Here is a 24879-nt window from a genome sequence, read left to right as displayed (position 1 = left end):
CTGCCTCCTGCGGATTAAAAGGGTTTCAGATCAACACGGGCCATCATCGCCGCGAGCTGCGGACGATCGGTGACGCCGACATTACTCTGGCTGACAGCCAGGGCGGCAACGGCAGTGGCCAGTCGCAGCGTATGTTCACTGGATTCGCGCATCAGCAAACCGTAAATCAGACCACCGACCATAGAATCACCGGCACCCACGGTGCTGACGACTTCACAGGCTGGCGGTTTGGCGATCCACGCACCGGATGCGTTCACCCACAAGGCACCTTCAGCGCCCAGAGAAATCACCACGTGGGCGATCCCCTGATCACGCAAGGCGTGCGCGGCTTCAACCACGTCACTCAGTTCCGGCAATTTACGGCCAGCCCAGATTTCCAGCTCACGGCGGTTTGGTTTCACCAGCCACGGCGCGGCTTTCAGACCGGCAACCAGTGCTTCACGGCTGCTGTCGAAGATGATGCACGGGCATTGAGCACGCAGACGTTTCATCCAGTCGGTGAATGCGTCAGGATCAACGCCGGCAGGCAGACTGCCGCTGACGGCAACCATGTCGAACTGACCGAGCCATGACAGGGAATCGGTCACGAAACGTTCCCAGTCGGCAGGGGTGACGTTGAAACCGGAGAAGTTGAAGTCGCTGACTTCGCCGTCTTTTTCGGTCAGTTTGACGTTGATACGGGTACGGCCATTGACCACCTGGAAGCGGTTAGCAATGCCCAGATCGCTGAATAACAGCTGGAAGCCGTCCTGATTTTCTTTCCCGAGGAAACCGCCCACGGTGACGTCGATGCCGAGATCTTTCAGCACTTTCGCCACGTTGATGCCTTTACCTGCGGCGTGCAGACCGGTGGTTTGCACCAGATTGACTTCACCGCGTTCGATTTCAGGCACATAGCCGACTAAATCGTACGCCGGGTTTAACGTAATAGTGGCAACTCTGCGGCTCATGCGCCCTCCCCAAGACCTTCAGAAATGGCTTCACCGATGGTTTTTAATGCCAGTTCGGCATCTTCACCGCTGGCAGTAAAGCGCAGGTGATGACCTTTTTTAACGCCCAGCGCCACGACTTTCATCAGGCTGCGGCCGTTAGCCGGTTTACCGCTGCCATCCAGATTGGTGACCGTAATTTCGCTGCTGAACTGTTTGATCACGTTCACCAGCGCAGTACCCGGACGCGCGTGCAGACCGTGTTCGTTACGGATAACGTATTCCGCAGTCAGCACGTTGGCTTGTTCTTCCACTTCACGGGTCAGCAATGCCAGCACACCGACGGAATCTGCCGTCAGCAAGCGTTCAGCTTTGTTGGCAATCAGTAAATCACTGAGGTAATTCAGCACATCGAGCGGCTGGTCATCTGCGACGGAAATCGTCAGCAGCATGGAAACTTTTTCGCCATTCAGATCAAAGGCCTGCTTTGCACGGCTGACCGTGGCGGCACTTTTCAGATTGCCTTCGGTGCTGTCGCTGAGCCAGATGCCCTGCCCCAGATTCAGCGGCTGACGGCTGATGACGTCGCTGACAAACGCCGTGTCGACCGCGCCAATTTCTTTCAGGCGACCGGCGTTCAGCGCCTGTAACGTGATCAGGCTTTCAGCCGCCACGTCAACCGCGATCAGCTGGGTATCAAACAGGAATTCAGCGGCATTCTTTTCGCCCATCAGCAGGCTGCGTAATTCTTCAGCTGAATCTGTTTTTGCCAGACGATCGGCCACGCTGTCGTCACTCAGTACGTGCGTCAGCTGACGCAGCAAACCAAGGTGTTCGTCAGAGCGGGCGGCAATGCCGATAACGACATACGCCGTCTGGCCTTCGCCCCAGGTAATACCCTGCGGGAACTGGAAAACTTGTACGCCGGTGTCGAGCACCAGATCACGGGTATCGGTGGTGCCGTGCGGGATGGCGATGCCGTTGCCAAGGTACGTAGAGGTTTGCAGCTCACGCGCCAGCATGCCGTCTACATAGCCTTCGCTGACGCGACCGGCCTGAGTCAGTGCTGCTGCAACCTGACGAATAGCGTCCTGCTTATCGCTGGCAGCCGCACCGAGATGAATATCTTGCTGTGACAGTTGGAACATAATTCTCCTCTCCTGCTGAAATTGAATCGTTTCAGCTTTACTGAGAAAAAAGGAGCGCCGTCAGATTTCAGGAGAAAAGCTGACAACGCTGAAACGTTTCAGGGAGTCTCATTCCGGCCAGTTTTTAAAGCAAGCTTTCCCTGATTTTGCGTAACAATTTTTTGATGCTACGCACAGTTTCCTTTCTAAGCGCTTTCTGAAACGAATAACTTAACGCAAATGCTGAAGTCAGGCTGACGGAAAATGCTGACGCAAGCTGACCGTCAGCGTCGTGGTTTTTACGGCGTGAATGAGCGCCCCTCCGTTGGGTTGTTTTTGGCACAACGTGCGGTTTTATTATTCAGTATGGCAAATTCACTCGGGTTTACATTTTTGATGATCAAAACCTGTTTTTGTTTTTTTTAAACTGACGTAACATTCGCGCAAATTTCGTCCCCTTCCTTTTCTCTGGTTCACTTAGCTAATGCGAATTTCTACAACGTCAGCCCGCCGTTTACCCGACATGACATCAACGGCTTTTCTGATCATCGCCTTTCTTACCGGTATTGCAGGCGCCTTACAGACCCCGACGCTCAGCCTGTTTCTGACATCGCAGGTTCATGTCAGCCCGTTCATGGTCGGCATTTTCTTTACCGGCAGCGCCGTGATTGGCATTTTCGTCAGTCAGTTGCTGGCGACATGGTCAGATAAACGCGGCGATCGCAAAACGCTGATCCTGTATTGCTGCATTCTCGGCGCGCTGGCGTGCGTGCTTTTCGCCTTCAACCGCAACTACTTTATTCTGCTGTTCATCGGCGTGTTGCTGTCGAGTTTTGGCTCCACGGCGAACCCGCAGATGTTCGCGCTGGCACGGGAGCATTCCGAAAAAACCGGCCGTGAAGCCGTGATGTTCAGCTCTATTTTGCGTGCGCAGGTGTCACTCGCCTGGGTGGTGGGTCCGCCGCTGGCTTTCGCCCTTTCTATGGGCTTTGGCTTTACCTTTATGTATTGCGCCGCCACGCTGGCCTTCCTGCTGTGCGGGGTGATGGTGTGGATGTTCCTGCCTTCAATGCCTAAAGCACACATCAAGACCACCGCCACGCTGGAAGCCCCCCGCCGTAACCGCCGCGATACGCTGATGCTGTTTATCGCGTGTTCCCTGATGTGGGCGGCGAACAGTATTTATCTGATCAATATGCCGTTGTATGTGGTGCGTGAGTTGGGCTTGCCGGAGAAACTGGCGGGCGTGCTGATGGGCAGTGCGGCTTGTCTGGAAATCCCCACCATGCTGATTGCCGGGTATCTGGCGAAGCAGTTGGGGAAACGCTTCCTGATGCGGTTTGCGGTAGTCGCAGGGGTGATTTTCTACGGTTGTATTCTGTTTACCACCGGCGCGGCCATGCTGATTGCTTTACAGCTGCTGAACGCGATTTTCATCGGCATTCTGGCCGGGATCGGCATGTTGTATTTTCAGGATCTGATGCCGGGTCAGGCCGGTGCGGCCACCACGCTGTTTACCAATTCAACGCGTGCGGGCTGGATCCTTGCCGGTTCGCTGGCGGGCGTGATTGCGCAGTTCTGGACTTATCATGCCGTGTTTTATGCCGCGCTGGCGATGGTGGTTGGTTCCGTGCTGTGTATCTGGAATGTGAAAAACGTCGATAAACCGGCGGAAGAAATTCCGGCTGCGGTGGTTTAAGGCGCAGTATCCGCTTCCAGCTTAATCAGGTACGTCAGGGCCTGGTCGCGATGGGTGAAACACATCTCGCGGCTGGCCTGCAGGCTGGCGCACACTTTCGGGCGCAGCGGTGAGGTGAAAATCTTACACAGGAAATTATCCGCCAGCTGAACACAGCGGGTATTCGCCGGTTTGCCGTCTGGCATCCCCGGGATCGGGCTGGAAATTGAAGGCGCGATGCAACAGGCTCCGCAATCGGTACGACAGTCCATCAACAGCCTCCTCAGGCCTCATTTTGAGGCGCGACAATAGCAGGCGGCGTTATGCGCCACCAGCGAAATATTTACTATCCTTTAACAGGCTATACCGAACATTTTTCACGCGGACAGAACAGGCGCAAAAAATGGGTCATAAAGCGGGTTTTCGCGACTCTTTTTACGCTATCCGCTTGCCTGAATTCAGCGGCGCGGGTAACGTGTCGCAAATTATTTATCTCTCTGCTGACAGGTTATTTATATGGCACGTGCTAACGAAATTAAACGCGGCTTCGTCGTGAACTACGACGGCAAATTGCTGCTGGTAAAAGACATCGATGTTCAAAGCCCAAGCGCCCGTGGTGCCAGCACCCTGTACAAAATGCGTTTCGCTGACGTACGCACTGGCGGCAAAGTGGAAGAACGCTTCAAAGGCGACGATATTCTCGATACCGTCAGCCTGACCCGTCGTAAAGTGAACTTCTCTTACGTCGATGGCGATGAGTACATCTTTATGGATGATGAGGACTTCACGCCGTACACCTTTAATAAGGCGCAGATCGAAGACGAACTGTTGTTCATCCCTGAGGAAGGTTTGCAGGGTATGCAGGTGCTGACACTGGACAGCCAGTTACTGGCGCTGGAAATGCCACAGACGGTGGATCTGGAAATCGTGGAAACGGCACCGGGCATCAAAGGCGCTTCCGCCAGCTCCCGAACCAAACCTGCGGTCATGGCTACCGGCCTGAGCATCCAGGTGCCTGAATACCTCAGCTCTGGCGATAAAATCCGCATTCATATCGCGGAACGTCGTTATATGGGCCGTGCGGATTAATCAGACCGCCCTGCTCTGCGAAAGGAACGCTCCGGCGTTCCTTTTTTATTGTCTGCTTTTTGCCATTAATTCCACAGACTGTGGATCTGCATCACAAAATGAGTGGCTGTCTGGACTTACCAATTCCCCTTTCTATCATATGACTTTACACTCTAAGCCCTGATTTCGGCTTAAATCGTCGCTTTATCCAGCATAAAATTCAACTGACGGGTAAACAGCCCCAATTTGGCCTGACCAATTACTAATTTCTGACTTGCCTGGAGTATTGCATGAAAACTATTGCCACAGCGTCCCTGCCTGCAGAAGTGTCATTGCCTGCTTATGATCGCGATGCACTGAAAAGCCGTATTGTTCACCTGGGATTCGGCGCTTTCCACCGCGCCCATCAGGCGTTGCTGACCAACCGCGTATTGAATCAGCAGGGCGGCGACTGGGGTATCTGCGAAATCAGCCTGTTTGGCAATGAAGCGTTGATCAAACAATTGCGCGAGCAAAACCATCTGTTCACCGTGCTGGAAAAAGGCGCAGACGGCAATCAGGCCATTATCATTGGTTCGGCGCACGAATCCGTGCACGGCGGCATTGACGGTCTGGATGCGGTGCTTGAAAAACTCACCGAACCGCAGGTGGCGATTGTTTCCCTGACCATTACCGAAAAAGGCTACTGCATTGAGCCGGGAACGGGCGAACTGGATTTGCAGAACCCGAAAATTCAGCAGGATCTGGCGGGCGGACAAGCACCTTGTACCGCGCCGGGTGTGTTAGTGGAAGCGCTGCGTTTGCGCCATGAGCGCGGTCTGCCGGGCTTTACGGTTTTATGCTGCGATAATATTCCTGAAAATGGTCTGGTGGTAAAAAATGCCGTGCTGGGCATGGCGAAAGCCCGTTCCGCCGAACTGACGGAATGGATCACCGGCAATGTTTCTTTCCCAAGCACCATGGTTGACCGCATTGTGCCTGCCGCGACGGAAAATACGCTGGAAGAAATCACCGAGGCGCTGGGTGGCGTGACAGATCCGTGCGGTATTGCCTGCGAACCCTTCATCCAGTGGGTGGTGGAAGATCATTTTGTTGCCGGTCGTCCTGACTGGGAAAAAGCCGGTGCGCAGATGGTGTCTGACGTTCTGCCTTTCGAGCAGATGAAACTGCGCATGCTGAACGGCAGCCACTCTTTCCTGGCTTACCTCGGCTATCTGGCGGGTTATCAGCACATTAACGACTGCATGGAAGATGCCAACTATAAAGCCGCGGCTCACCAGCTGATGCTGCATGAACAGGCACCGACGCTGAGCGTTGAAGGTGTCGATCTCAGCGCCTACGCCGACAGCCTGATTGCGCGTTACAGCAATCCGGCACTGAAACACCGCACCTGGCAAATCGCCATGGACGGTACGCAGAAACTTCCGCAACGTATGCTCGACTCCATCCGCTGGCACGTAAAAAATGGCGGTTCGTATGAACTGCTGGCGCTGGGCGTGGCTGGCTGGATGCGCTATGTCGGCGGCACCGACGATGCCGGTCAGGCTATCGAGATTAAAGACCCGATGGCAGACACGGTGGCGCAAATTGTGGCGTCAACCGAAGATGGCGAACCGCGCGTGAAAGCCCTGCTGGCGCTGAATGGCGTATTTGGCGAGCAGTTGCCGCAGGAAGAAAAAGTCGTGCAGGCGATCCTCAATGCTTATGCGGACCTGCAAAGGATCGGCGCGAAGAAAACCGTCGCGAAATATGTCGGTTAATTAAGCCCGGCAGGTTATACGGAAAATAGAAAGCGGCTGCTCACAGGCAGCCGTTTTTTATTATTAGCGTGGAAAATCACGGGGAAAATCAGCAGCGGAGAAATCAGTCGTTCAGTTCGGAAGGCACCGATGAAAAAAGGAATCCGTCAAAAGACGGGTCATCCGCGTCAGACACCTGCAACAGCATATCCTTCACATTTTCCAGATGCTGCCACATCGCCTGCTTGGCGGCTTTCGGATCCCGCCGCAGCACGGCCTGCAAGATGGTCTGGTGATCCTGCAACCAGATCTGGCTGTAATTTTTATCGCCGACATGCTGATGAATTCCCAGCCACATCGGGCTGCGCTGACGGATCTGCCATAAATCATCCACCAGTTTAACCAGCACGCTGTTTTGAGACGCCTGCGCCAGCAGGGCATGAAACCGCTGATCCTCAACGTCGTCCGATACGCCCCGCGCAATGCACTCCCGCTGAGCATCAATCGCATCACGCATTTGCAGAATATCGGTTTTGGTGGCCTGCATCGCCGCAAAGGCGGCCACTTCACTTTCCAGCAATTGCCGCGCCTGTAACAGTTCGAATGGCCCGTATCCGCTGTCCGCGCCTTCCGGCTGGCTGTTTTCCGGCTGATGCAGAACATACACACCGGAGCCTTTGCGCACCTCGACCACTTTTTCCAGCTCCAGCATAATGAGTGCTTCACGCACCACGCTGCGGCTCACCGAGTAAGACTCGGCAATATCACGTTCCGGCGGAAGACGATCGCCAGGGGCATATTTCCCGGCATGGATATCACGACGCAGATGGCCGCCAATTTCCTGATAAAGTCGCATAATGTTGCCCCTGTCTGTGACACGCACGCAATTGGTCCGACACCTGATTACGGGTTCTGATGCCTGAAATAAGAGAGGAAATTATAACATGTCGGCAGAAAGGGAAAGGACGGGAATAGAAAACTGACGGCCCGATCAAAATTGGGCCAGCCAGTTTGTGAAGTTGTCCGGCCACCTGTGGCGGGTGTTACGCCGCGCCTAGCGTGACCGGCCTGAAACTTATCAGTCCTGTTAATCTTTTTCGTGAGCTTAGTTGTAGCTCACGGTCATGACGGCGAGATGAGGATTATTGTTGACCTGCTTCGTGGTGACATGTCCGAGTGACATCGGCAGCGAGAATGAGGAAGGATTATCCACACTCAGCGCATGCACCTGCCGCACCTGTTTCCCACCGTGGTCACAGTCGCTGATCACCTTGTTGCGCGCGGTATTGAAGTTACATCCTGCTTCAACAATCGAACCCGTAATATGAATTATTCCGCCTGAAGCGGCGGCATTGGCAAACTGAATCGTCCCTGAGGCCATGACTCCCAAAAACAGTAAGCAGGTTGTTCTGTTCATGGTGACACCTCATCATTGTTGTAAATTTTAAACTTCACGTAACCGCAATTTAACATTAATACATCTAATTAAATTTTCACGCTCTCCGGCAAAATATTTTGCCGTCGCGGCGGGCAGAAATAAGCAATCCATGTTATTCATCGGCACAACGCTGGATTTTCTTAATGAGTCGCTGCACATTGGCGGGTGAATTTTTCAAAAAGGATCGGCAACCATGACGAAAACCAACCTGATCACCGGCTTTCTGGGAAGCGGCAAAACCACGACGGTGCGCCATCTGCTGGCTCAGAAACCTGAAGGTGAGAAATGGGCCGTGCTGGTCAATGAATTCGGTGAAGTCGGAGTTGACGGCGCATTGCTGGCTGACAGTGGCGCAGTCCTGAAAGAAATTCCCGGCGGTTGCATGTGTTGCGTGAATGGTTTGCCGATGCAGGTTGGCCTGAATATGTTATTGCAGCAGGCCAAACCTGACCGTCTGCTGATTGAACCCACCGGTCTCGGACATCCGAAACAGATCCTGTCTTTGTTAACCTCCGACGTTTACCGCAACTGGCTGACGCTGAACGCTACCCTGTGCCTGGTGGATGCGCGTCAGCTGAGCGATCAGCGGGTAACTGAAAACGAAAACTTCCGCGATCAGCTGGCGGCGGCTGACATTATTGTCGCCAATAAGTCGGATGTGGCTCAGCCCCAGGACAGGCAGAAACTGGAAGAGTGGTATCAACGTCAAGGTCGCGAGCGTCGTCTGGTGACAGCCTCACAGGGCGTGATTGATCCGGCCCTGCTCGATTTACCCCGCCTGAATCTTGCCGACTTACCGGAAGGGAAACATCATCATGCGCATGCGGCGAAACAGGGGCTGGCGGCACTGAGCCTGCCGGGGAATCAGCGCTGGCGTCGTGCCCTCAATCAGGCGGACGGTTACACCAGTTGTGGCTGGATATTTGATGGTGACACGCAATTTGATACCGCAGGCATTCTCGACTGGGCGCGGGCGGTGCCGGTTGACCGGGTGAAAGGCATTATTCGTATTAAAGAAGGCACGATACTGATTAACCGTCAGGGCAACGATTTGCATATCGAAACCAAACCGGTGGCGCCGTCAGACAGCCGGATTGAGCTGATTACTCAAAATGAGGCACAATGGAATACAATACAATCATCCTTGTTGAAGGTTCGTTTAGGTTAAACGGATTAAGTTAACGCTGAATAAATTATTCCTTATCCTGCTAAGAATAGGTCTTCCTTTATGTGGCGCCGAAATATTCCCGCAATCCTGATACTCAATGTATTGGGTGTTGCCTTGTTTTTATCTTTCTATCTGCCGGCGAATCATGGTTTCTGGTTCCCGATTGATAAATCGATTTTCTTCTTCTTTAACCAGCATCTGGCGACTGACGCCTGGTTCCTGCATCTCGTCGCAGTGACCAATAACCGGGCTTTTGACCTGATTTCGCTGCTGGCGATGGGATTGCTCTATCTGAGCTACTTCCTGAAGCAGGATACCGCCGGGCGCCGCCGCTATATTGTGATCGGCGTGGTGATGCTGCTCACCGCCGTGGTGCTGAACCAGCTCGGGCATTTGTTGCCTGTCAGCCATAAAAGCCCGTCGCTGAGCTTCCCTGGCGTAAACCGCGTGAGCGAACTGACCGGCATTCCGACAAAAGATGCCTCCAGTGACAGCTTCCCCGGTGACCACGGCATGATGCTGATTATTTTCTCGTGCTTTATGCTGCGCTACCTGAGCAAGTCTGCGTTTGCTATCGCCGTGCTCATCACCATTATCTTCTCGCTACCGCGTGTGATGATTGGCGCGCACTGGTTCACCGATATCGCGGTCGGATCGATGTCTGTGGTGCTGGTCGGTGCCAGCTGGTGGCTGATGACCCCCGCCAGCGATGCGCTGATTAACTGGCTGGAGAAAAAATTACCCGGTACCAAAAATCCTAAGACGCCGGTCTGATTTTTAGATATATACAGAAAAGTTATGGCCCGACAGATGTTGATGATCTGCCGGGCCTTTTTTTGAGAGGTTTCTCAGGGCGTCTGTGCTGTATTATGTGCCTGCAACCCGCTTGTGATGCGGTTTTAAGCTAAATAAGTATAAAAAACACCCATCGTTTTTAACATGTTTACTTACATCACCTTACATCACAATTTCTTATAAAAAATCTCATAATACCTCTCGCAATCCCCTATTCATTACGGTACTCTCCAAAACGCCCGCACACAATTGTGGCAAAAACACCCGTGTTGAAGGAAAAAAACTTGCTCTGACGCACATTTTACCCCAGAGGTGTTTGTCCACCGTGTGAGTGGCAGGTAGTCTCGCTTCGTTTGGCAATTTTAATAACGATTTCATCGTTAAGGACAGCAAGGGATAACAACAATAATGGTCAAGTCTCAACCGTTTCTGAGATATATCACGCGGATGATCCCCGCGATTGGCGCAGCAATTATTCTCTCTGCGTGTAGTGGTACACATTCTTCGAACACAGAAAACGCACAAACTGATATGCGTGCAGTAAATGGCAATGATGGCCTTCTACTGCAAGCCTCTCAGGATGAATTCGAAGCAATGGTTCGCAACGTCAACGTTAAATCCAAAATTATGGATCAGTACGCTGGCTGGAAAGGCGTTCGTTATCGGTTAGGCGGTGACAGCAAGCGTGGTATCGATTGCTCAGCCTTCGTTCAGGTAACATTCCGCGAACAATTTGGTATGGATTTACCTCGTTCAACCTATGAACAGGAAGAGAAAGGCAAGAAAGTTCAGCGCACCAAACTGCGTCCGGGCGATCTGGTTCTGTTCCGCGCAGGATCCACGGGACGTCACGTCGGTATTTATTTAGGGAATGATCAGTTTGTTCATGCATCCACCAGCAACGGTGTGATGATTTCAAATCTGAAAGAATCCTACTGGAATGCGCGTTATCGTGAAGCAAGACGAGTTTTGGCTAACGGCTGAGTACGTTACCCTATGATTTAGTTCTTGTTGTCCTGTGCCAAGCGAATAAAAAAACGTCATCTTCGGATGGCGTTTTTTTATGCCCGTAATAAAGTGTATTTAGGGTCTGTTGTTTTTTTTACTGGGTTATACTTTTATTTCTTCGGCGAGAAAAAGGGCAAAACATATGGGTTTAAAAACGGCGCTCACACACACCGTATTACCCAAGCGCCGTTATTTGAAAAGAAGTGTCCTTTTCTCCGCCCTGTTTTTTATTTTATTTACCGCCGTCACCCTCACCGTCATTAAAACCAACACGCTTCGTGAACAAAATGAAATTGCGCAGCGCACCGCAAAGTTTACTTCCGACTATTTAGATCAGTTAACCGACACCATGCGGCGGATCGGGCTGCTGACGGCAGAGTCCTGTGATTCCATTGCCGGGGAGTTAAACCGCGACGCGGCATTCAGTATCGGTGTGCGTGATTTTCAGCTGGTGCGCAACGGCATGGTCTTTTGCTCTTCGGCCTCAGGAAACCAGCATATTGCTGCCAACAGCTCGCTGCACGATATCGATTTCGACAAACCGATGAGTATTGATCTGCAAATGGGCACACCCGCCGTGCCTAACCGCGCGGTGATCATTGTGTGGCAGCGTAATCCCGGTGCATCAGATGACGGTGTGATTGCCACGCTTGAACTCACCCTGTCACCCTACATGCTTTTTGCGCAGCCCGGTTCCGGCTACCGGGGTTTTGCCCTGCTGGTGGGGGATACCGCGCTGATTTCCTCGCAGGCCGGGCTGGTGCCTGTCAAAAATTTACCGCGCAGTCATTTTACCGAAGTCAAAATCGACAGTTATCCGTTTAATATCCGCCTCTACTCCCCTTCCCTGACCCGCGATAACGTACTTTTTACCCTGTCCGGCGGTCTGCTGCTCAGCCTGCTGGTGTGCGCGCTGATTTATCACAGCCTGCTCAACCGCCACAATGTCGAACGTGAAATTCTGCGCGGACTGAAAAATAAAGAGTTCTTTGTCGAATACCAACCGGTGATCGACGCCAGAAACCTGAAAGTCACCGGCGTGGAAGCCTTGCTGCGCTGGCAGCATCCTATCGAGGGACGTATTCCGCCGGATGTCTTTATTGGCTACGCGGAAAATCAGGGGCTGATTGTCGAACTGACGCAGCACATGATGTCGATGGTGGCGGCGGATGCGCATAAATTACAGCATGCGTTTGCCGAAAAGGGAAAACTGAGCATCAACATTTCTCCTCATCATATGGGTAAAGTCAGTTTTCATGACGATGTGATGAATTTTATCGAAGCATTGCCGGAGAATGCGTTTCAGGTGGTGTTTGAAATCACCGAACGCGGCATGATTGATACCGAAGGGGCGCTGCGTGAATTTAACTGGCTGCGCCGCCATAAGATCGAAATCGCCATCGACGATTTTGGCACCGGCCACAGCGCGCTGATTTATCTTGAGAAGTTTACCCTGGATTATCTGAAAATTGACCGCGGCTTCGTGATGTCGATTGATCAGAAAACCCTGATCGCACCGGTGCTGGACACTGTTCTTAAACTCACGGAAGAGCTGAAGCTGAAAACCGTGGCGGAAGGCGTCGAGACGGAGATGCAGGCGGAATATCTGCGCAATCACGGGGTGACCTATTTGCAGGGATATCTGTACAGTAAGCCGTTGGGCGTGCCCGAACTGCTGGACTTTATCCGGGATTTCAATGAGAAAGAAGCCACCTGGCAGATTTGACCTGCATCAGCCCCGCACCTTTTGTTCCATTTTTCTCTTAGGCGTCTGCATCCGGTTGTGATAAAAAGGCCGAAATCAGGGGCGGGATCTAAGATTTGCAGGTTACAACATCTTAGCTTTCAATTGATTAATACCGGACATTCGGCTGCGGCCCTGTCCGACTCATGCTGTCGTCATCACAGGAGTGGAGATTCAGGATGTTTTCCCGTGCGTTCGCCGTTGTGCTCTGTCTGCTGAGTTTCAGCACACAGGCTGAAGTCATACAGGACAGTTATGCGTTCGCCATTTTGGGCGAGCCTAAGTACGTCTCTAACTTCACCAGTTTTGACTATGTGAATCCGGCTGCCCCGAAAGGCGGACAGATCACGCTGGCAGCAATCGGCACCTATGACAACTTCAACCGCTTCGCGACCCGTGGCAATCCGGCCGCACGCAGCGGTTCGCTTTACGACAGCCTGTTCACCACCTCCAGCGATGAAATCGGCAGCTACTACCCGCTGATCGCCGATTCTGCACGCTATGACAGCCAGTACCGCTGGGTTGAAGTGGATATTAATCCCCGCGCACGATTCAACGACAACACGCCGATTACCGCCAGCGACGTGGCGTTCTCCTTCAAAAAATTCATGACCGAAGGCGTGCCGCAGTTCCGCGTGGTCTATAAAGGCGTGGAAGTGAAAGCCATTTCACGACTGACGGTACGCATGGTACTGCCGAAACCGGATAAAGACATGATGCTCGGCCTGCTCGGTTTACCGATTTTGCCGCAGACATTCTGGGAAAAGCATAAATTCAACGAACCGCTGAGTACGCCGCCGCCGGGCAGCGGGCCTTACCGCATCAGCGATTACAAACTGGGTCAGTACGTCACCTATTCGCGGGTCACAGATTACTGGGCGGCCAATCTGCCGGTCAACCGGGGACGCTATAATTTCGACACCATCCGCTACGATTATTACCTCGACGATAACGTCGCGCTGGAAGCATTCAAATCTGGCGCATTCGATTTCCGCATGGAGTCCTCGCCGAAAAACTGGGCGACGCAATATCAGGGCGGTAATTTCAGCAAAAACTTTATCGTCAAAGCTGATGAGGAAAATCAGGCGGCACAGGACACCCGCTGGCTGGCATTTAATATCCATCGCCCGCAGTTTGCCGACCGTAAGGTGCGTGAAGCCATCACGCTGGCCTTTGATTTTGACTGGATGAACAAGGCGCTGTATTTCGGCGCATACCAGCGCGTGAACAGCTATTTTCAGAATACGGAATATGCGGCAAAAGATTATCCCAACTCTGCCGAACTGGCGTGGCTGGGGCCGCTGAAAGGCAAGGTTCCGCCGGAAGTCTTCACCACGTTGTATCAGCCTCCCGCTTCGGACGGCAGCGGTAACGACCGGACGAATTTACTGAAAGCCACCGCTTTGCTGAAAGAAGCGGGCTGGGAAATCAAAAATCAGGTGCTGGTGAACAGCAAAACCGGCAAGCCGTTGACCTTTGAACTGCTGCTGCCAAGCGGGGGTAACTCGCAGTATGTTCTGCCGTTCCAGCATAATTTACAGCGGCTTGGCATTAAGATGTCGATCCGTGAGGTGGATAACTCCCAGTTTGTCCGCCGTATGCGCCAGCGTGATTACGATATGCTGCCGACCGTTTACCCCGCCACTTCGTACCCCAGCAGTGATTTACGTATTTACTGGAACACCCAGTATCTCGATTCCACTTACAACAAATCCGGTGTCAGCGATCCGGCCATTGATAAGCTGACCGATGAGATTGCCGCGAATCAGGGCAAACCTGAGGCGCTGTTGTCGCTGGGCCATGCGCTCGACCGCGTGCTGACCTGGAACATGCTGATGATCCCGATGTGGTACACCCACCACGAACGCTATGCCTATTGGGATAAATTCTCGATGCCCGCGGTCACGCCGTCTAATGGTATGGAACTCGATACCTGGTGGTATGACATGAACCGCGCAGCCCGCTTACCTGCGCAACGTCGCTGAGGAGCACATTGTGGCCGCCTATCTGTTAAGACGACTGCTGCTGGTGATCCCGACATTATGGGCGATCATCACCATTAACTTTTTTATCGTGCAGATCGCCCCCGGCGGTCCTGTGGATCAGGCCATCGCGGCGATAGAAATGGGACAATCCGGCGGCTTACCCGGTGCGGGAGGCGGCAGCGGAAATGGCAAGGCGTCTCCGGGACTGGCGCAGTTCAGTGAAGGCCAGTACCGTGGCGCACGCGGTCTGGATCCGGAAGTCATTGCGGAAATCACCCACCGCTTCGGTTTCGATAAACCCCTGCATGAACGCTATTTTGAGATGTTATCGAACTACGTTCGCTTTGATTTCGGCGACAGTCTGTTCCGCGGTTCTTCCGTGATGGGGCTGGTGAAAAGTGCCTTGCCGGTGTCGGTTACCCTCGGCTTATGGAGCACACTGATAATCTATCTGGTGTCGATCCCGCTTGGGATCCGCAAAGCCGTCCGCAACGGCTCGAAATTCGATACCTGGAGCAGTTCGGTGATTATCGTCGGCTACGCCGTGCCCTCTTTTTTGTTCGCCATCTTACTGATCGTGCTGTTTACCGGCGGCAACTACCTCGACTGGTTCCCGCTGCGTGGTCTCACCTCACCGAATTTCGATACGTTACCCTGGTATGGCAAAGTGACCGATTACCTCTGGCACATTACGTTGCCGGTGCTGGCGACGGTCATCGGCGGGTTCGCCACGCTGACGATGCTGACCAAAAACTCGTTTATGGATGAAGTCGGTAAGCAATATGTGGTGACTGCACGCGCCAAGGGGCTGAACGAGAAACAGATTTTGTACCGCCACGTTTTCCGCAACGCCATGCTGCTGGTGATCGCCGGTTTTCCGGCCACCTTTATCAGCATGTTTTTCACCGGTTCCTTACTGATTGAAGTGATGTTCTCCTTGCAGGGGCTGGGGTTGCTGGGCTACGACGCGATCGTGCAGCGCGATTTCCCGGTCATTTTCGGCACGCTGTACGTCTTTACCCTGATCGGTTTACTGCTGAATATCATCAGTGACCTCACTTACACGCTGGTTGACCCGCGTATCGATTTTGAGGGCCGCCACTGATGAGCGTGAGTCTCTTTAAGCTGAACATCGTCAATCAGGCGCGCTGGGCGCGTTTTTGCCAGAACCGGCGGGGCTTCTGGTCACTGTGGATATTCATGGCGATGCTGATTCTTGTATTGTTATCCAATGTGCTGGCCAATGATAAACCGCTGCTGGCACGCTATCAGGGACATCTGTACGTGCCCTTTATGGTGAATTACAGCGAAACCACGTTTGGCGGAGAACTGGAAACCCCGACCGATTATCAGGATCCCTTTGTCCTGCGCCAGATTGAAGACCACGGCTGGGCAGTGTGGGCACCGATCCGCAGCAGTTACCACTCCATCAATTTTTCCACCACGCAGCCCTTCCCTTCGCCGCCTTCCACGCAGAACTGGCTGGGCACCGACAGCAACGGTCACGACGTGCTGGCGCAGATCCTCTATGGCCTGCGCATTTCACTGTTCTTCGGGATTTTATTGACCGTGCTGACCTCGGTGATGGGCATTATGGTCGGGGCCACGCAGGGTTATTACGGCGGGCTGACCGACCTGCTGGGGCAACGCTTTATTGAGGTCTGGTCGAGTATCCCGACCCTGTTTTTAATCATCATTTTGGCCAGCGTGGTGCAGCCGAATTTCTGGTGGCTGCTGCTGATAACCGTACTTTCCGGCTGGATGACGCTGGTCAGCGTAGTGCGCGCGGAATTCCTGCGCACCCGTAATTTCGATTATATCCGCGCTGCACAGGCGATGGGCGTCAGTGACCGCGCCATTATGTGGCGACATATGTTGCCGAATGCAATGGTTGCGACCCTGACCTATCTGCCGTTTATCCTTTGTGGCTCCATCACCACCCTGACGTCGCTGGATTTCCTCGGCTTCGGTCTGCCGCTGGGTTCTCCGTCGCTGGGTACGCTGCTGATGGAAGGCAAGAATAATTTGCAGGCGCCCTGGCTTGGGATCAGTGCGTTCGTGGTGCTGGCCACCCTGCTGTCATTGCTGATTTTCATTGGTGAAGCGGTTCGCGACGCCTTCAATCCGTCCGCACACCACAACAGTGAGGCACTCTGACATGACAGACGCCGCGTTATTGCAGATCAGAAACCTCAGCGTCGCTTTCCGTCAGGGGAACGAACAGCGCGAAGTGGTCAGCGACGTGTCGCTGAATATCCATGCGGGAGAAACGCTGGCGCTGGTCGGCGAATCCGGTTCCGGTAAAAGCGTCACCGCACTGTCGGTATTGCGCCTGCTGCCCTCTTCCGTGGTCTGGCCGCAGGGCGATATCCTTTTTGCCGGGCAGTCGCTGCTGAAGGCCGACGCCATGACATTGCGGCAGATCCGCGGCAATCAGATTTCGATGATCTTTCAGGAACCGATGGTGTCGCTCAATCCGCTGCATACCATTGAAAAACAGCTGACCGAAGTGCTGACGCTGCACCGCAATCTGCGCGGAGAAGCAGCGCGCGGCGAAATTCTCCGCTGTCTGGACCGCGTGGGTATCCGTCAGGCCGCCTCGCGTCTGCGGGATTTTCCGCATCAGCTTTCCGGCGGTGAACGGCAGCGCGTGATGATTGCGATGGCGGTGCTGACGCGGCCAAAATTGCTGATTGCTGACGAACCAACCACCGCGCTGGACGTCTCCGTTCAGGCGCAGATTTTATCGCTGCTTGCCGAACTCAGGCAGGAAATGGGCATGGCGATGCTGTTTATCACCCATAACCTGCGCATTGTGCGCCGTCTGGCGGACACCGTGGCGGTAATGCAACACGGACGCGTTGTTGAGCAGCAACCGCGCAGCACGCTGTTCAGCCAGCCTCAGCATCCCTACACCCGCCAGTTGTTACTGGCCGAACCTCAGGGACGCCCACAGCCGCTGAATGGCGAACAGCCCGTTCTGCTGGAGGTGAAAAATCTGGATGTCGGTTTTCCGGTCCGGCGTGGCCTGTTGCGCCGCACGGTCAGCATCAAACATGCGGTGAATCAGGTTAGTTTTCAGCTGCGTCGCGGAGAAAGTCTCGGCGTGGTGGGCGAATCCGGTTCCGGCAAAAGCACCACCGGGCTGGCACTCCTGCGTCTGATGAAGTCGCAGGGCGAAATCTGGTTTGACGGCCAGCCGCTGCATACGTTCTCCCGCAAGAAAATGCTGCCGTTCCGCAGCCGGATCCAGGTGGTGTTTCAGGATCCCTTCTCGGCACTGAATCCGCGTTTTACCGTCGGACAGATTATTGCCGAGGGGTTGCTAGTGCACCGCAACGTGAGTGAACAGGAACGCGACGCAGAAGTGATCCGCGCGATGCAGGAAGTGGGGTTAGATCCGCAGTCCCGCCACCGGTATCCGACCGAGTTTTCCGGCGGCCAGCGCCAGCGTATTGCAATTGCCCGCGCACTGATCCTCCAGCCGGAAATGCTGATCCTTGATGAACCCACGTCGTCTCTGGATAAGTCGGTACAGGCGCAAATCCTGACCATTTTGAGTGAATTGCAGCAACGCCACGGCCTGACCTATCTGTTTATCAGCCATGATTTGCATGTGGTGCGGGCGTTGTGCCATCAGTTGTTAGTGTTACGCAACGGGGAAGTGGTGGAACAGGGAGATTGCGAGCAGATTTTTACCGCGCCGCAGCAGGCTTACACCCGCGAATTGCTGGCCGCGTCAGATGCTTTCGATACGACATCCTGATACACAGGATCAACGCGCCTGAAGGAGTGACAATTCAGGCGTGTCAGAAAGGATAAAGTGCGGTGACAGATTCCGCGATCGCCGCGCCGATGTTTTTCAGGCAGCACAAGGTGGCGCTTTCATCTTCACGATGCACGAACAGACAAGGCTCACCGTCAATTTCAACAATCGCCGCTTTTACCTGAATATCTTCTAAGGCATCGGTCAGCTGATGCATCACCTGCCAGGCGAATTCGCCCTCATGGCTGAGCAGTTTCAGGCCGATCAGATTGTTATCTTCCTCGTTACCCGGCAGCGGAATCGGTTCAACTTTGATACCCGCAAACCCTGATAACCAGCGATAACTTTGCGGCAAACGATGTACTACCGAAAGTTGGATATTATTCACGTGGTTCCCCAGACAATGATTCATTCAAATCATTTACACGATATTTTTACAAAATGGCTACAACCGCACTGTTTAAGTTATAGCCGACAGGCTGAGCTTTGCCCACATTCCGTTCAAATAATTAACATTAAATTAACGTCACCGGATACAAAACGGCAGACCACCGTCATTTTTATCTCTGCTCTCACCTGTTCTGCGAGGCAGATCTCATTTTGGCTTATTTGTAACCTTTTCCGTGTTGATTCACAACCATTTTAATCAATTGGCGCTACTTTTAATTGCTTATTTGTTTACATTTTATATACAAATAGAAAGCCTTAAAAACTCAGGTCAATCTCACAAAACTCTTATTATCAATAAGATAGTGGATTTTTACTTCAGCGGGTCGTTCAGTCACTCTGTTAATTTCAGTCTGAAATGAACCGGTTGGTTACAATTTTTACCGCCGCGCATCATACGTTAAATTGCGGATCTAATGTTAATAAATCCGCACAATTTGTTTGCACAAATCCCTCTTCTTTGGCTTATCATCCGCACCGTTATAAGTGGTATACCCTATCGCGACACACATCGGCAGAAACTAACCCGCTGATAAATCTCGCATTACGCAAATTATAATAAGAATCAGATACGCGAATTCACTGCCGTTTGGCAAAACAACCCAATCCCAGCGAGAAAGAGATGGAAAACGATCCTTCAATCATTGGAAGCAATACACCCGAAAATGGAACCGGTTTCAGTCGTCGTGAACTGCTGAAAGGACTGACGTCCGCCATGGTGGCCACCACCCTGCTCGGCTTCCCGTTCCTCAGCCAGGCGGAGAAAGAAACCGCTGCTCAGGATCCGGTCATTTTCGGTCAGTTCTATCTGGTTTCACAGGCCATCACTGAGCATAAAAATATCAGCGAAGGGACTTCCGCCCAGATTTTCAACGCCTTTTACCGCTCTCAACCCGACTTCCCTGCGCAGGTCAGCAAACTGCACGCGCTGGTGAAACCAGGTCAGGCGGCAAAAGATTTGCAGGAAGTGGCGAAACAAAATGGTCTGGGTGAACTGGTGACCGCCATCGTCACCGCCTGGTATACCGGCACGGTCGGGCATGGAACCGATTCCATTCTTATCTCCTATAAAGACGCGCTGATGTATCGCCCGGTCAGTGACGGCCTGATTGTGCCGACTTACTGCGGTAATGGTCCGCTGTATTTCACCGCTGCGCCGCCTGCTGCCGCGATGCCTGAATCCATGAACGCCGATCGTTTTACCAATCCTTCTGAAACAAATGTTGTGAGCAAAGCCTGATGAAAAAACCAGAATTTACTGCAGACGGCGATGCGTCTGCTGATGTGATTGTTGTCGGTTCCGGCGTTGTAGGCGGCATGATTGCCGATCAGCTGGTCAGTCAGGGACATTCTGTTCTGGTGCTCGAAGCCGGGTTGCGTATTGAACGTGCTCAGGCGGTGGAAAACTGGCGCAACATGCCGTTTGAAAACCGTGCCGGTTCGGATTTCCAGGGGCTTTACCCGCAGTCCAAAAACGCGCCTGCCCCGCTGTACTTCCCGGAAAATAACTACGTCCATCTGACCGGACCGAGCGCCAGCAGCTTCAAACAGGGTTACCTGCGCACTGTGGGCGGCACCACCTGGCACTGGGCGGCTTCCTGCTGGCGTCATGTTCCTAACGATTTCAAAATGAAAACCCTGTATGGCGTGGGACGTGACTGGCCGATTTCTTACGATGAGCTGGAACCTTATTATTGCCGCGCTGAGGAAGAAATCGGCGTAGCGGGTCCGAACGATCCGGAACTGCAATCCCCTTCTGAACGCAGCAAACCCTATCCGATGGAACAGGTCCCTTACGGTTACGGCGACACCCGTTTCGCTGAAATCGTTAACCCGCACGGTTACCGCTCCGTACCGATCCCCCAGGGCCGCAGTACCCGTCCGTGGAACGGCCGTCCGACCTGTTGTGGCAACAATAACTGCCAGCCGATCTGCCCGATTGGCGCGATGTACAACGGCATTGCCCACGTGGAACGCGCGGAGAACAAAGGTGCCGTAGTGCTGGCTGAAGCGGTGGTCTACAAAATTGACACCGATGAAAACAACAATGTGACCGCCGTTCACTGGCTGGACAGTGAGAAGAAATCGCATAAAGCCACGGGTAAAGTGTTCGCGCTGGCCTGTAATGGCATCGAAACGCCGCGTCTGCTGCTGATGGCGGCCAACGACAAGAACCCGAACGGTATCGCCAACTCTTCTGATCACGTTGGCCGTAACATGATGGACCACTCCGGTTTCCACTGTACGTTCATTGCCAAAGAACCGCTGTGGATCGGTCGTGGTCCGGCACAAAGCAGTTGTCTGGTGGGGCCGCGCGACGGCGATTTCCGCAAAGATTATTCTGCCAACAAAATGATCCTCAACAACATCAGCCGTGTGATCCCGGCCACCTCAAAAGCCTTACAGATGGGGCTGGTGGGTAAAGAGCTGGATGAAGAGATCCGCCGCCGTTCAATCTTCGGTGTGGATTTGTCCATCAGCCTCGAACCGCTGCCGGATCCGAATAACCGCCTGACGCTGAGCACCACCCGTAAAGATCCACACGGTCTGCCGTGCCCGGACATTCATTACGACGTCGGCGATTACGTGCGTAAAGGCGCAGAAGCCGCGCACAAGCAGCTGGAGCACATCGGTTCCCTGTTTATGGCGGAAGAATTCAATATCACCACCAGCCTGAATGCCAACAACCACATCATGGGCGGCACCATCATGGGCAGCGATCCGAAAGATTCGGTGGTGAACGGCAACTGTCGTGCTCATGACCACGCTAACCTGTGGTTACCGGGCGGCGGCGCGATCCCGTCTTCCAGCGTGGTAAACAGTACGCTGACCATGGCCGCACTCGGCCTGAAAGCAGCTGATGATATGGCGAAAAAACTGGCAGGTGCCGCATGAAAAAACTTCTCACCGCCTGCCTGTTAAGCGCATCCCTTAGCGGAATGGCTTTTGCTGCCGATAATCAGGCAGAACTGATCCGTCAGGGTCAGGAAGTGGCGACCGCCGCTGACTGTCAGGCTTGTCATACCGCCCCGGAAGGCGGCAAACCTTTTGCCGGGGGTTATGAAATTCACTCGCCGATGGGCACGATTTATACCACTAACATCACGCCATCGAAGCAGTCTGGTATCGGCAATTACACCGAAGCGCAGTTCATCCGCGCGGTACGTGAAGGGGTTCGTCCGGACGGTGCCAATCTGTATCCGGCCATGCCTTACACCTCTTACAGCCATATGAGCGATGCCGACATGCACGCGCTGTATGTCTATTTCCAGCAAGGGGTGAAACCGGTTGAGCAGCCGAATGTGGAAACCGCCCTGCCGTTCCCGTTCAACATGCGTATCGCCATGGCGGGCTGGAACATGATGTACCTCGACAGCACGCCGTTTAAGCCGGATCCGTCGAAAAGTGAGCAATGGAATCGCGGCGCTTATCTGGTGAACGGTGCCGGTCACTGTGATACCTGCCATACCCCCCGTAACCTGATGATGGGGTCGGTGACGGATAAACCGCTGGCAGGCGGCATGGTCGGGCCGTGGTATGCGCCGAATATCAGTTCAGATCCGGTCAGCGGTATCGGCAACTGGTCGCAGGCGCAACTGGTGGAATACCTGAAAACCGGCCGTACCGCCGGAAAAAATCAGGCAGCAGGCGGCATGGCGGAAGCGGTACAGAACAGTCTGCAATACATGTCTGACAGCGATCTGAACGCGATTGCCTTCTACCTGAAAAACAGCACGCCGGTTCGCGACCCGCGTGATACGCAGGCGGCGGATACCTTTGGCAAACCAGTCAATGTGGAAGAAGGTTTACGCGGCGCACATCCGTTTAACGCCAATAAAACTATCGACAACGGTGCTGCACTGTTCAGCGGCTATTGCGCCAGTTGCCACCAGCCGGATGGCTCAGGCAGCGAAAATCAGGCTTATCCGTCACTGTTTAACAACACCGCCACCGGCATGGGCAACGCCTCTAACCTGATTTCTGCCATTCTGTACGGCGTGGATCGTCAGGTCGGTGACCATCACGTGCTGATGCCGAAATTCGGCGTGGGATCATATGTCGGTCAGTTAGACGACCAGCAAATTGCCGACATCTCCAACTACGTGCTGAAAAACTACGGCAACGCCGGTGTGCAGGTCAGCGCGCAGGATGTGGCGGTGTTACGGGCAGGCGGTCCGGTGACATTGCTGGCAAAATTGCAACCGTTCATGGCACCGGCGATGGTGGCTGGCGTAATTGTTCTGCTGGTGCTGATTTTCTGGCTTGGCCGGAAACGCAAAACCAAAGCAGCGTAATCCTTCACGCTGACATGCAAAACGGCCCATAACGGGCCGTTTTTTTATGCCTGAAACTCAGCTTAACCGCGCCCGACCAGCGGCATGGCGCTCGCCATGACCGTCATGGTCAGCACGTTGGTATCGAGCGGCAAACCGGCCATAAACGCCACCGCCTCACCGACGCGCTCCACCGGGATCACCGGTTCCTCAGCGATATGTCCGTCCGCCTGCATTCTGCCCGCCAGCGCTTTATTGCCCATGTCCGTCGCGGCGTTGCCGACATCTATCTGTCCGCAGGCAATGTTAAACGCCCGGCCATCCAGCGCGGTGGATTTGGTCAGACCGGTGATGGCATGTTTGCTGGCCGTGTAAGGCGCGGAATTCGGACGCGGCGACTGCGCCGAAATCGACCCGTTGTTGATGATACGGCCGCCCTGTGGCGATTGCTGTTTCATCAGTTTTACCGCCGCCTGCGTACATAGAAACGCGCCGGTGAGATTGGTATTGATCACCGACAGCCAGTCCTCCACCGGCAGTTCTTCGATTGGCACATCTTTCACGTTATTACCGGCGTTATTGAACAGCACATCCAGCCGCCCGAAGGTTTCCTGAATATCCTGAAACAGCGCGGCCACCGACGACGGGCTGGTGACATCCAGCTGACGCGCCACCGCCTGCCCCGGCGTAAACAACGCCACCGCCTGATCCAGCTTTTCTTTGTTGCGTCCGGCCAGGATCACAATAAAGCCGATCGCTTCCAGCGCTTTGGCGGCGCTTAATCCGATGCCGCTCCCGCCGCCGGTTACCAGTGCAATTTTGGTGTCTTCAGTACTCATTATGTTTCCTTTTAAACCGCCGCCAGCATGCCGCCATCAATAAAGAGTAAATGACCATTCACGAAATCTGAGGCCTTAGAGGACAGATAAACTGCACCACCCACCAGCTCTTCCGGATTGCCCCAGCGTGCGGCCGGCGTACGTTTGCACAGCCATTCGGAGAACTCTTTGTTATCCACCAGCGCTTGCGTCATGTCGGTTTTGAAATAGCCCGGCGCGATGCCGTTCACCTGAATATTGTAGCGCGCCAGTTCGACGCACATGCCGCGGGTCAGCATTTTCACCGCGCCCTTTGAGGCGGCATACGGCGTGATGGTGTCGCGGCCCAGCTCGCTTTGCATCGAACCGATATTGATAATTTTGCCGCGCTCACGCTGGATCATGTAACGCGCCACCGCCTGCGACACCAGGAACACGGATTTCTGGTTTACGGCAATCACGTCGTCCCAGTCTTTTTCCGGAAACTCGGTGAATTTATGGCGGCGCTGAATACCGGCGTTATTCACCAGCACATCAATCGGTCCTATGGTGCTTTCAATATGATCAATCGCCTGATTCACCGCCTGACTGCTGGTGACATCAAAGGAGACCGCATGGGCAATAAAGCCTTCCGCACGCAGGGCTTCCGCCGCTTTTTGCGTCGATTCAGGTTGCGTGCCGTTGACGATAATTTCTGCGCCATGCTGCGCCAGCCCTTTCGCCAGCAGAAAACCCAGACCGCGCGTCGAGCCGGTAACCAGAATCTTTTTATTATCCAGTGAGAAGAGATTTGTCATGACGTTGGCCTTATTGAATGCTGATTTAAAAAGTTAGCTTCACTACACCGGTTTACCCTGCGCTAAACTGTGATGCAGATCACCTCGCGGGATGTTAA

23 protein-coding genes are annotated in these 24879 nt (G+C 53.7%); 15 read left to right on the top strand and 8 right to left on the bottom strand.

Annotated features, from left to right (window positions below; all coding sequences use genetic code 11):
* Positions 1-14 precede the first annotated feature (14 nt).
* Together fruK and fruB are read right to left on the bottom strand one after the other, a co-directional pair.
* Positions 15-950 carry a 1-phosphofructokinase gene (gene fruK / locus J9880_RS14500; RefSeq protein WP_056778537.1) on the bottom strand — a complete coding sequence of 312 codons (936 nt, stop codon included), beginning with the start codon at positions 948-950 and terminating at the stop codon, positions 15-17.
* Complete coding sequence (gene fruB / locus J9880_RS14495; protein WP_119822543.1) at positions 947-2077, bottom strand: fused PTS fructose transporter subunit IIA/HPr protein; 1131 nt, start codon at positions 2075-2077, stop codon at positions 947-949. The genes fruK and fruB overlap by 4 nt, the downstream gene beginning before the upstream one ends.
* A 243-nt stretch (positions 2078-2320) precedes the next feature.
* On the opposite strand from fruB, the gene J9880_RS14490 reads away from it, so the two are divergent.
* Together J9880_RS14490 and J9880_RS14485 are read left to right on the top strand one after the other, a co-directional pair.
* Positions 2321-2482, top strand: coding sequence for a hypothetical protein (locus tag J9880_RS14490; protein WP_232769513.1), 162 nt, complete (start codon positions 2321-2323; stop codon positions 2480-2482).
* Positions 2483-2540: 58 nt separating this feature from the next.
* Positions 2541-3755 (top strand): sugar efflux transporter, encoded by a 1215-nt coding sequence (locus tag J9880_RS14485; RefSeq protein WP_095922779.1) that lies wholly within the window; start codon positions 2541-2543, stop codon positions 3753-3755.
* Here the strand turns inward: J9880_RS14485 and J9880_RS14480 are convergent.
* On the bottom strand, positions 3752-4006 hold the full coding sequence (locus J9880_RS14480) for a YkgJ family cysteine cluster protein (RefSeq protein WP_095922780.1): 255 nt from the start codon (positions 4004-4006) through the stop codon (positions 3752-3754). The two genes, J9880_RS14485 and J9880_RS14480, sit on opposite strands and share 4 nt — an antisense overlap.
* A gap of 244 nt (positions 4007-4250) precedes the next feature.
* Here J9880_RS14480 and yeiP point away from each other — a divergent pair, with 244 nt between their 5' ends.
* The gene (gene yeiP, locus J9880_RS14475; protein ID WP_095922781.1) at positions 4251-4823 is read left to right on the top strand and encodes an elongation factor P-like protein YeiP; all 573 of its coding nucleotides are present in this window, start codon (positions 4251-4253) and stop codon (positions 4821-4823) included.
* 269 nt (positions 4824-5092) lie between these two features.
* The gene (locus J9880_RS14470) at positions 5093-6562 is read left to right on the top strand and encodes a mannitol dehydrogenase family protein (RefSeq protein ID WP_095922782.1); all 1470 of its coding nucleotides are present in this window, start codon (positions 5093-5095) and stop codon (positions 6560-6562) included.
* 103 nt (positions 6563-6665) lie between these two features.
* Here J9880_RS14470 and J9880_RS14465 read toward each other — a convergent pair whose 3' ends face one another.
* Positions 6666-7397 (bottom strand): FCD domain-containing protein, encoded by a 732-nt coding sequence (locus J9880_RS14465; RefSeq protein ID WP_095922783.1) that lies wholly within the window; start codon positions 7395-7397, stop codon positions 6666-6668.
* A gap of 249 nt (positions 7398-7646) precedes the next feature.
* Positions 7647-7958 carry a hypothetical protein gene (locus J9880_RS14460; RefSeq protein WP_119822545.1) on the bottom strand — a complete coding sequence of 104 codons (312 nt, stop codon included), beginning with the start codon at positions 7956-7958 and terminating at the stop codon, positions 7647-7649.
* A 214-nt stretch (positions 7959-8172) separates the two neighbouring features.
* On the opposite strand from J9880_RS14460, the gene J9880_RS14455 reads away from it, so the two are divergent.
* The 8 genes from J9880_RS14455 to yejF all read left to right on the top strand — a co-directional run bounded on the left by J9880_RS14455 (position 8173) and on the right by yejF (position 18445).
* Positions 8173-9147, top strand: a complete 975-nt coding sequence (locus tag J9880_RS14455) for a CobW family GTP-binding protein (RefSeq protein WP_232769512.1) — start codon at positions 8173-8175, stop codon at positions 9145-9147.
* 60 nt (positions 9148-9207) lie between these two features.
* Positions 9208-9921, top strand: a complete 714-nt coding sequence (locus J9880_RS14450) for a phosphatase PAP2 family protein (RefSeq protein ID WP_095922786.1) — start codon at positions 9208-9210, stop codon at positions 9919-9921.
* Positions 9922-10350: 429 nt separating this feature from the next.
* Positions 10351-10926, top strand: a complete 576-nt coding sequence (gene mepS, locus J9880_RS14445) for a bifunctional murein DD-endopeptidase/murein LD-carboxypeptidase (protein WP_095922787.1) — start codon at positions 10351-10353, stop codon at positions 10924-10926.
* A gap of 217 nt (positions 10927-11143) precedes the next feature.
* Positions 11144-12676 (top strand): cyclic di-GMP phosphodiesterase, encoded by a 1533-nt coding sequence (locus J9880_RS14440; RefSeq protein WP_229921067.1) that lies wholly within the window; start codon positions 11144-11146, stop codon positions 12674-12676.
* Between the two features lie 197 nt (positions 12677-12873).
* A complete protein-coding gene (locus J9880_RS14435; protein ID WP_119822547.1) occupies positions 12874-14679 on the top strand; it encodes an extracellular solute-binding protein in 1806 nt (601 codons plus the stop codon).
* Positions 14680-14689: 10 nt separating this feature from the next.
* On the top strand, positions 14690-15784 hold the full coding sequence (gene yejB, locus J9880_RS14430) for a microcin C ABC transporter permease YejB (RefSeq protein ID WP_095922789.1): 1095 nt from the start codon (positions 14690-14692) through the stop codon (positions 15782-15784).
* Positions 15784-16836 (top strand): ABC transporter permease, encoded by a 1053-nt coding sequence (locus J9880_RS14425; RefSeq protein WP_162928546.1) that lies wholly within the window; start codon positions 15784-15786, stop codon positions 16834-16836. Before yejB ends, J9880_RS14425 begins: the two co-directional genes overlap by 1 nt.
* A gap of 1 nt (position 16837) precedes the next feature.
* Positions 16838-18445 carry a microcin C ABC transporter ATP-binding protein YejF gene (gene yejF, locus J9880_RS14420; protein ID WP_131692970.1) on the top strand — a complete coding sequence of 536 codons (1608 nt, stop codon included), beginning with the start codon at positions 16838-16840 and terminating at the stop codon, positions 18443-18445.
* A gap of 43 nt (positions 18446-18488) precedes the next feature.
* On the opposite strand, the gene J9880_RS14415 is transcribed toward yejF, so the two are convergent.
* Positions 18489-18833 carry a YejG family protein gene (locus tag J9880_RS14415; protein WP_095922791.1) on the bottom strand — a complete coding sequence of 115 codons (345 nt, stop codon included), beginning with the start codon at positions 18831-18833 and terminating at the stop codon, positions 18489-18491.
* Positions 18834-19514: 681 nt separating this feature from the next.
* On the opposite strand from J9880_RS14415, the gene J9880_RS14410 reads away from it, so the two are divergent.
* The 3 genes from J9880_RS14410 to J9880_RS14400 are packed head-to-tail and all read left to right on the top strand — an operon-like array spanning position 19515 to position 23187.
* Complete coding sequence (locus J9880_RS14410; RefSeq protein ID WP_119822549.1) at positions 19515-20132, top strand: sorbitol dehydrogenase family protein; 618 nt, start codon at positions 19515-19517, stop codon at positions 20130-20132.
* Complete coding sequence (locus J9880_RS14405; protein WP_095922793.1) at positions 20132-21787, top strand: GMC family oxidoreductase; 1656 nt, start codon at positions 20132-20134, stop codon at positions 21785-21787. Before J9880_RS14410 ends, J9880_RS14405 begins: the two co-directional genes overlap by 1 nt.
* Positions 21784-23187 carry a cytochrome c gene (locus J9880_RS14400; protein ID WP_095922794.1) on the top strand — a complete coding sequence of 468 codons (1404 nt, stop codon included), beginning with the start codon at positions 21784-21786 and terminating at the stop codon, positions 23185-23187. The genes J9880_RS14405 and J9880_RS14400 overlap by 4 nt, the downstream gene beginning before the upstream one ends.
* Before the next feature lie 62 nt (positions 23188-23249).
* On the opposite strand, the gene J9880_RS14395 is transcribed toward J9880_RS14400, so the two are convergent.
* Together J9880_RS14395 and idnO are read right to left on the bottom strand one after the other, a co-directional pair.
* Entirely contained in the window at positions 23250-24005 is a 756-nt protein-coding gene (locus J9880_RS14395; protein WP_119822551.1) for an SDR family oxidoreductase, read from the bottom strand.
* Positions 24006-24016: 11 nt separating this feature from the next.
* Positions 24017-24781 carry a gluconate 5-dehydrogenase gene (idnO, locus tag J9880_RS14390; protein ID WP_095922796.1) on the bottom strand — a complete coding sequence of 255 codons (765 nt, stop codon included), beginning with the start codon at positions 24779-24781 and terminating at the stop codon, positions 24017-24019.
* Between the last annotated feature and the right edge of the window lie 98 nt (positions 24782-24879).

Origin of the sequence: Rahnella victoriana (genome assembly GCF_021276285.1) — a bacterium.
GTDB classification, from domain to species: Bacteria; Pseudomonadota; Gammaproteobacteria; order Enterobacterales; family Enterobacteriaceae; genus Rahnella; species Rahnella victoriana.
This window is presented reverse-complemented; position numbering and strand designations above follow the sequence as displayed.

Coding starts and splice junctions, on each gene's coding strand:
- fruK (WP_056778537.1), bottom strand. CDS start 950: ATGAGCCGCAGAGTTGCCACTATTACGTTAAACCCGGCGTACGATTTA.
- fruB (WP_119822543.1), bottom strand. CDS start 2,077: ATGTTCCAACTGTCACAGCAAGATATTCATCTCGGTGCGGCTGCCAGC.
- J9880_RS14490 (WP_232769513.1), top strand. CDS start 2,321: ATGCTGACGCAAGCTGACCGTCAGCGTCGTGGTTTTTACGGCGTGAAT.
- J9880_RS14485 (WP_095922779.1), top strand. CDS start 2,541: ATGCGAATTTCTACAACGTCAGCCCGCCGTTTACCCGACATGACATCA.
- J9880_RS14480 (WP_095922780.1), bottom strand. CDS start 4,006: ATGGACTGTCGTACCGATTGCGGAGCCTGTTGCATCGCGCCTTCAATT.
- yeiP (WP_095922781.1), top strand. CDS start 4,251: ATGGCACGTGCTAACGAAATTAAACGCGGCTTCGTCGTGAACTACGAC.
- J9880_RS14470 (WP_095922782.1), top strand. CDS start 5,093: ATGAAAACTATTGCCACAGCGTCCCTGCCTGCAGAAGTGTCATTGCCT.
- J9880_RS14465 (WP_095922783.1), bottom strand. CDS start 7,397: ATGCGACTTTATCAGGAAATTGGCGGCCATCTGCGTCGTGATATCCAT.
- J9880_RS14460 (WP_119822545.1), bottom strand. CDS start 7,958: ATGAACAGAACAACCTGCTTACTGTTTTTGGGAGTCATGGCCTCAGGG.
- J9880_RS14455 (WP_232769512.1), top strand. CDS start 8,173: ATGACGAAAACCAACCTGATCACCGGCTTTCTGGGAAGCGGCAAAACC.
- J9880_RS14450 (WP_095922786.1), top strand. CDS start 9,208: ATGTGGCGCCGAAATATTCCCGCAATCCTGATACTCAATGTATTGGGT.
- mepS (WP_095922787.1), top strand. CDS start 10,351: ATGGTCAAGTCTCAACCGTTTCTGAGATATATCACGCGGATGATCCCC.
- J9880_RS14435 (WP_119822547.1), top strand. CDS start 12,874: ATGTTTTCCCGTGCGTTCGCCGTTGTGCTCTGTCTGCTGAGTTTCAGC.
- J9880_RS14425 (WP_162928546.1), top strand. CDS start 15,784: ATGAGCGTGAGTCTCTTTAAGCTGAACATCGTCAATCAGGCGCGCTGG.
- yejF (WP_131692970.1), top strand. CDS start 16,838: ATGACAGACGCCGCGTTATTGCAGATCAGAAACCTCAGCGTCGCTTTC.
- J9880_RS14410 (WP_119822549.1), top strand. CDS start 19,515: ATGGAAAACGATCCTTCAATCATTGGAAGCAATACACCCGAAAATGGA.
- J9880_RS14405 (WP_095922793.1), top strand. CDS start 20,132: ATGAAAAAACCAGAATTTACTGCAGACGGCGATGCGTCTGCTGATGTG.
- J9880_RS14400 (WP_095922794.1), top strand. CDS start 21,784: ATGAAAAAACTTCTCACCGCCTGCCTGTTAAGCGCATCCCTTAGCGGA.
- J9880_RS14395 (WP_119822551.1), bottom strand. CDS start 24,005: ATGAGTACTGAAGACACCAAAATTGCACTGGTAACCGGCGGCGGGAGC.
- idnO (WP_095922796.1), bottom strand. CDS start 24,781: ATGACAAATCTCTTCTCACTGGATAATAAAAAGATTCTGGTTACCGGC.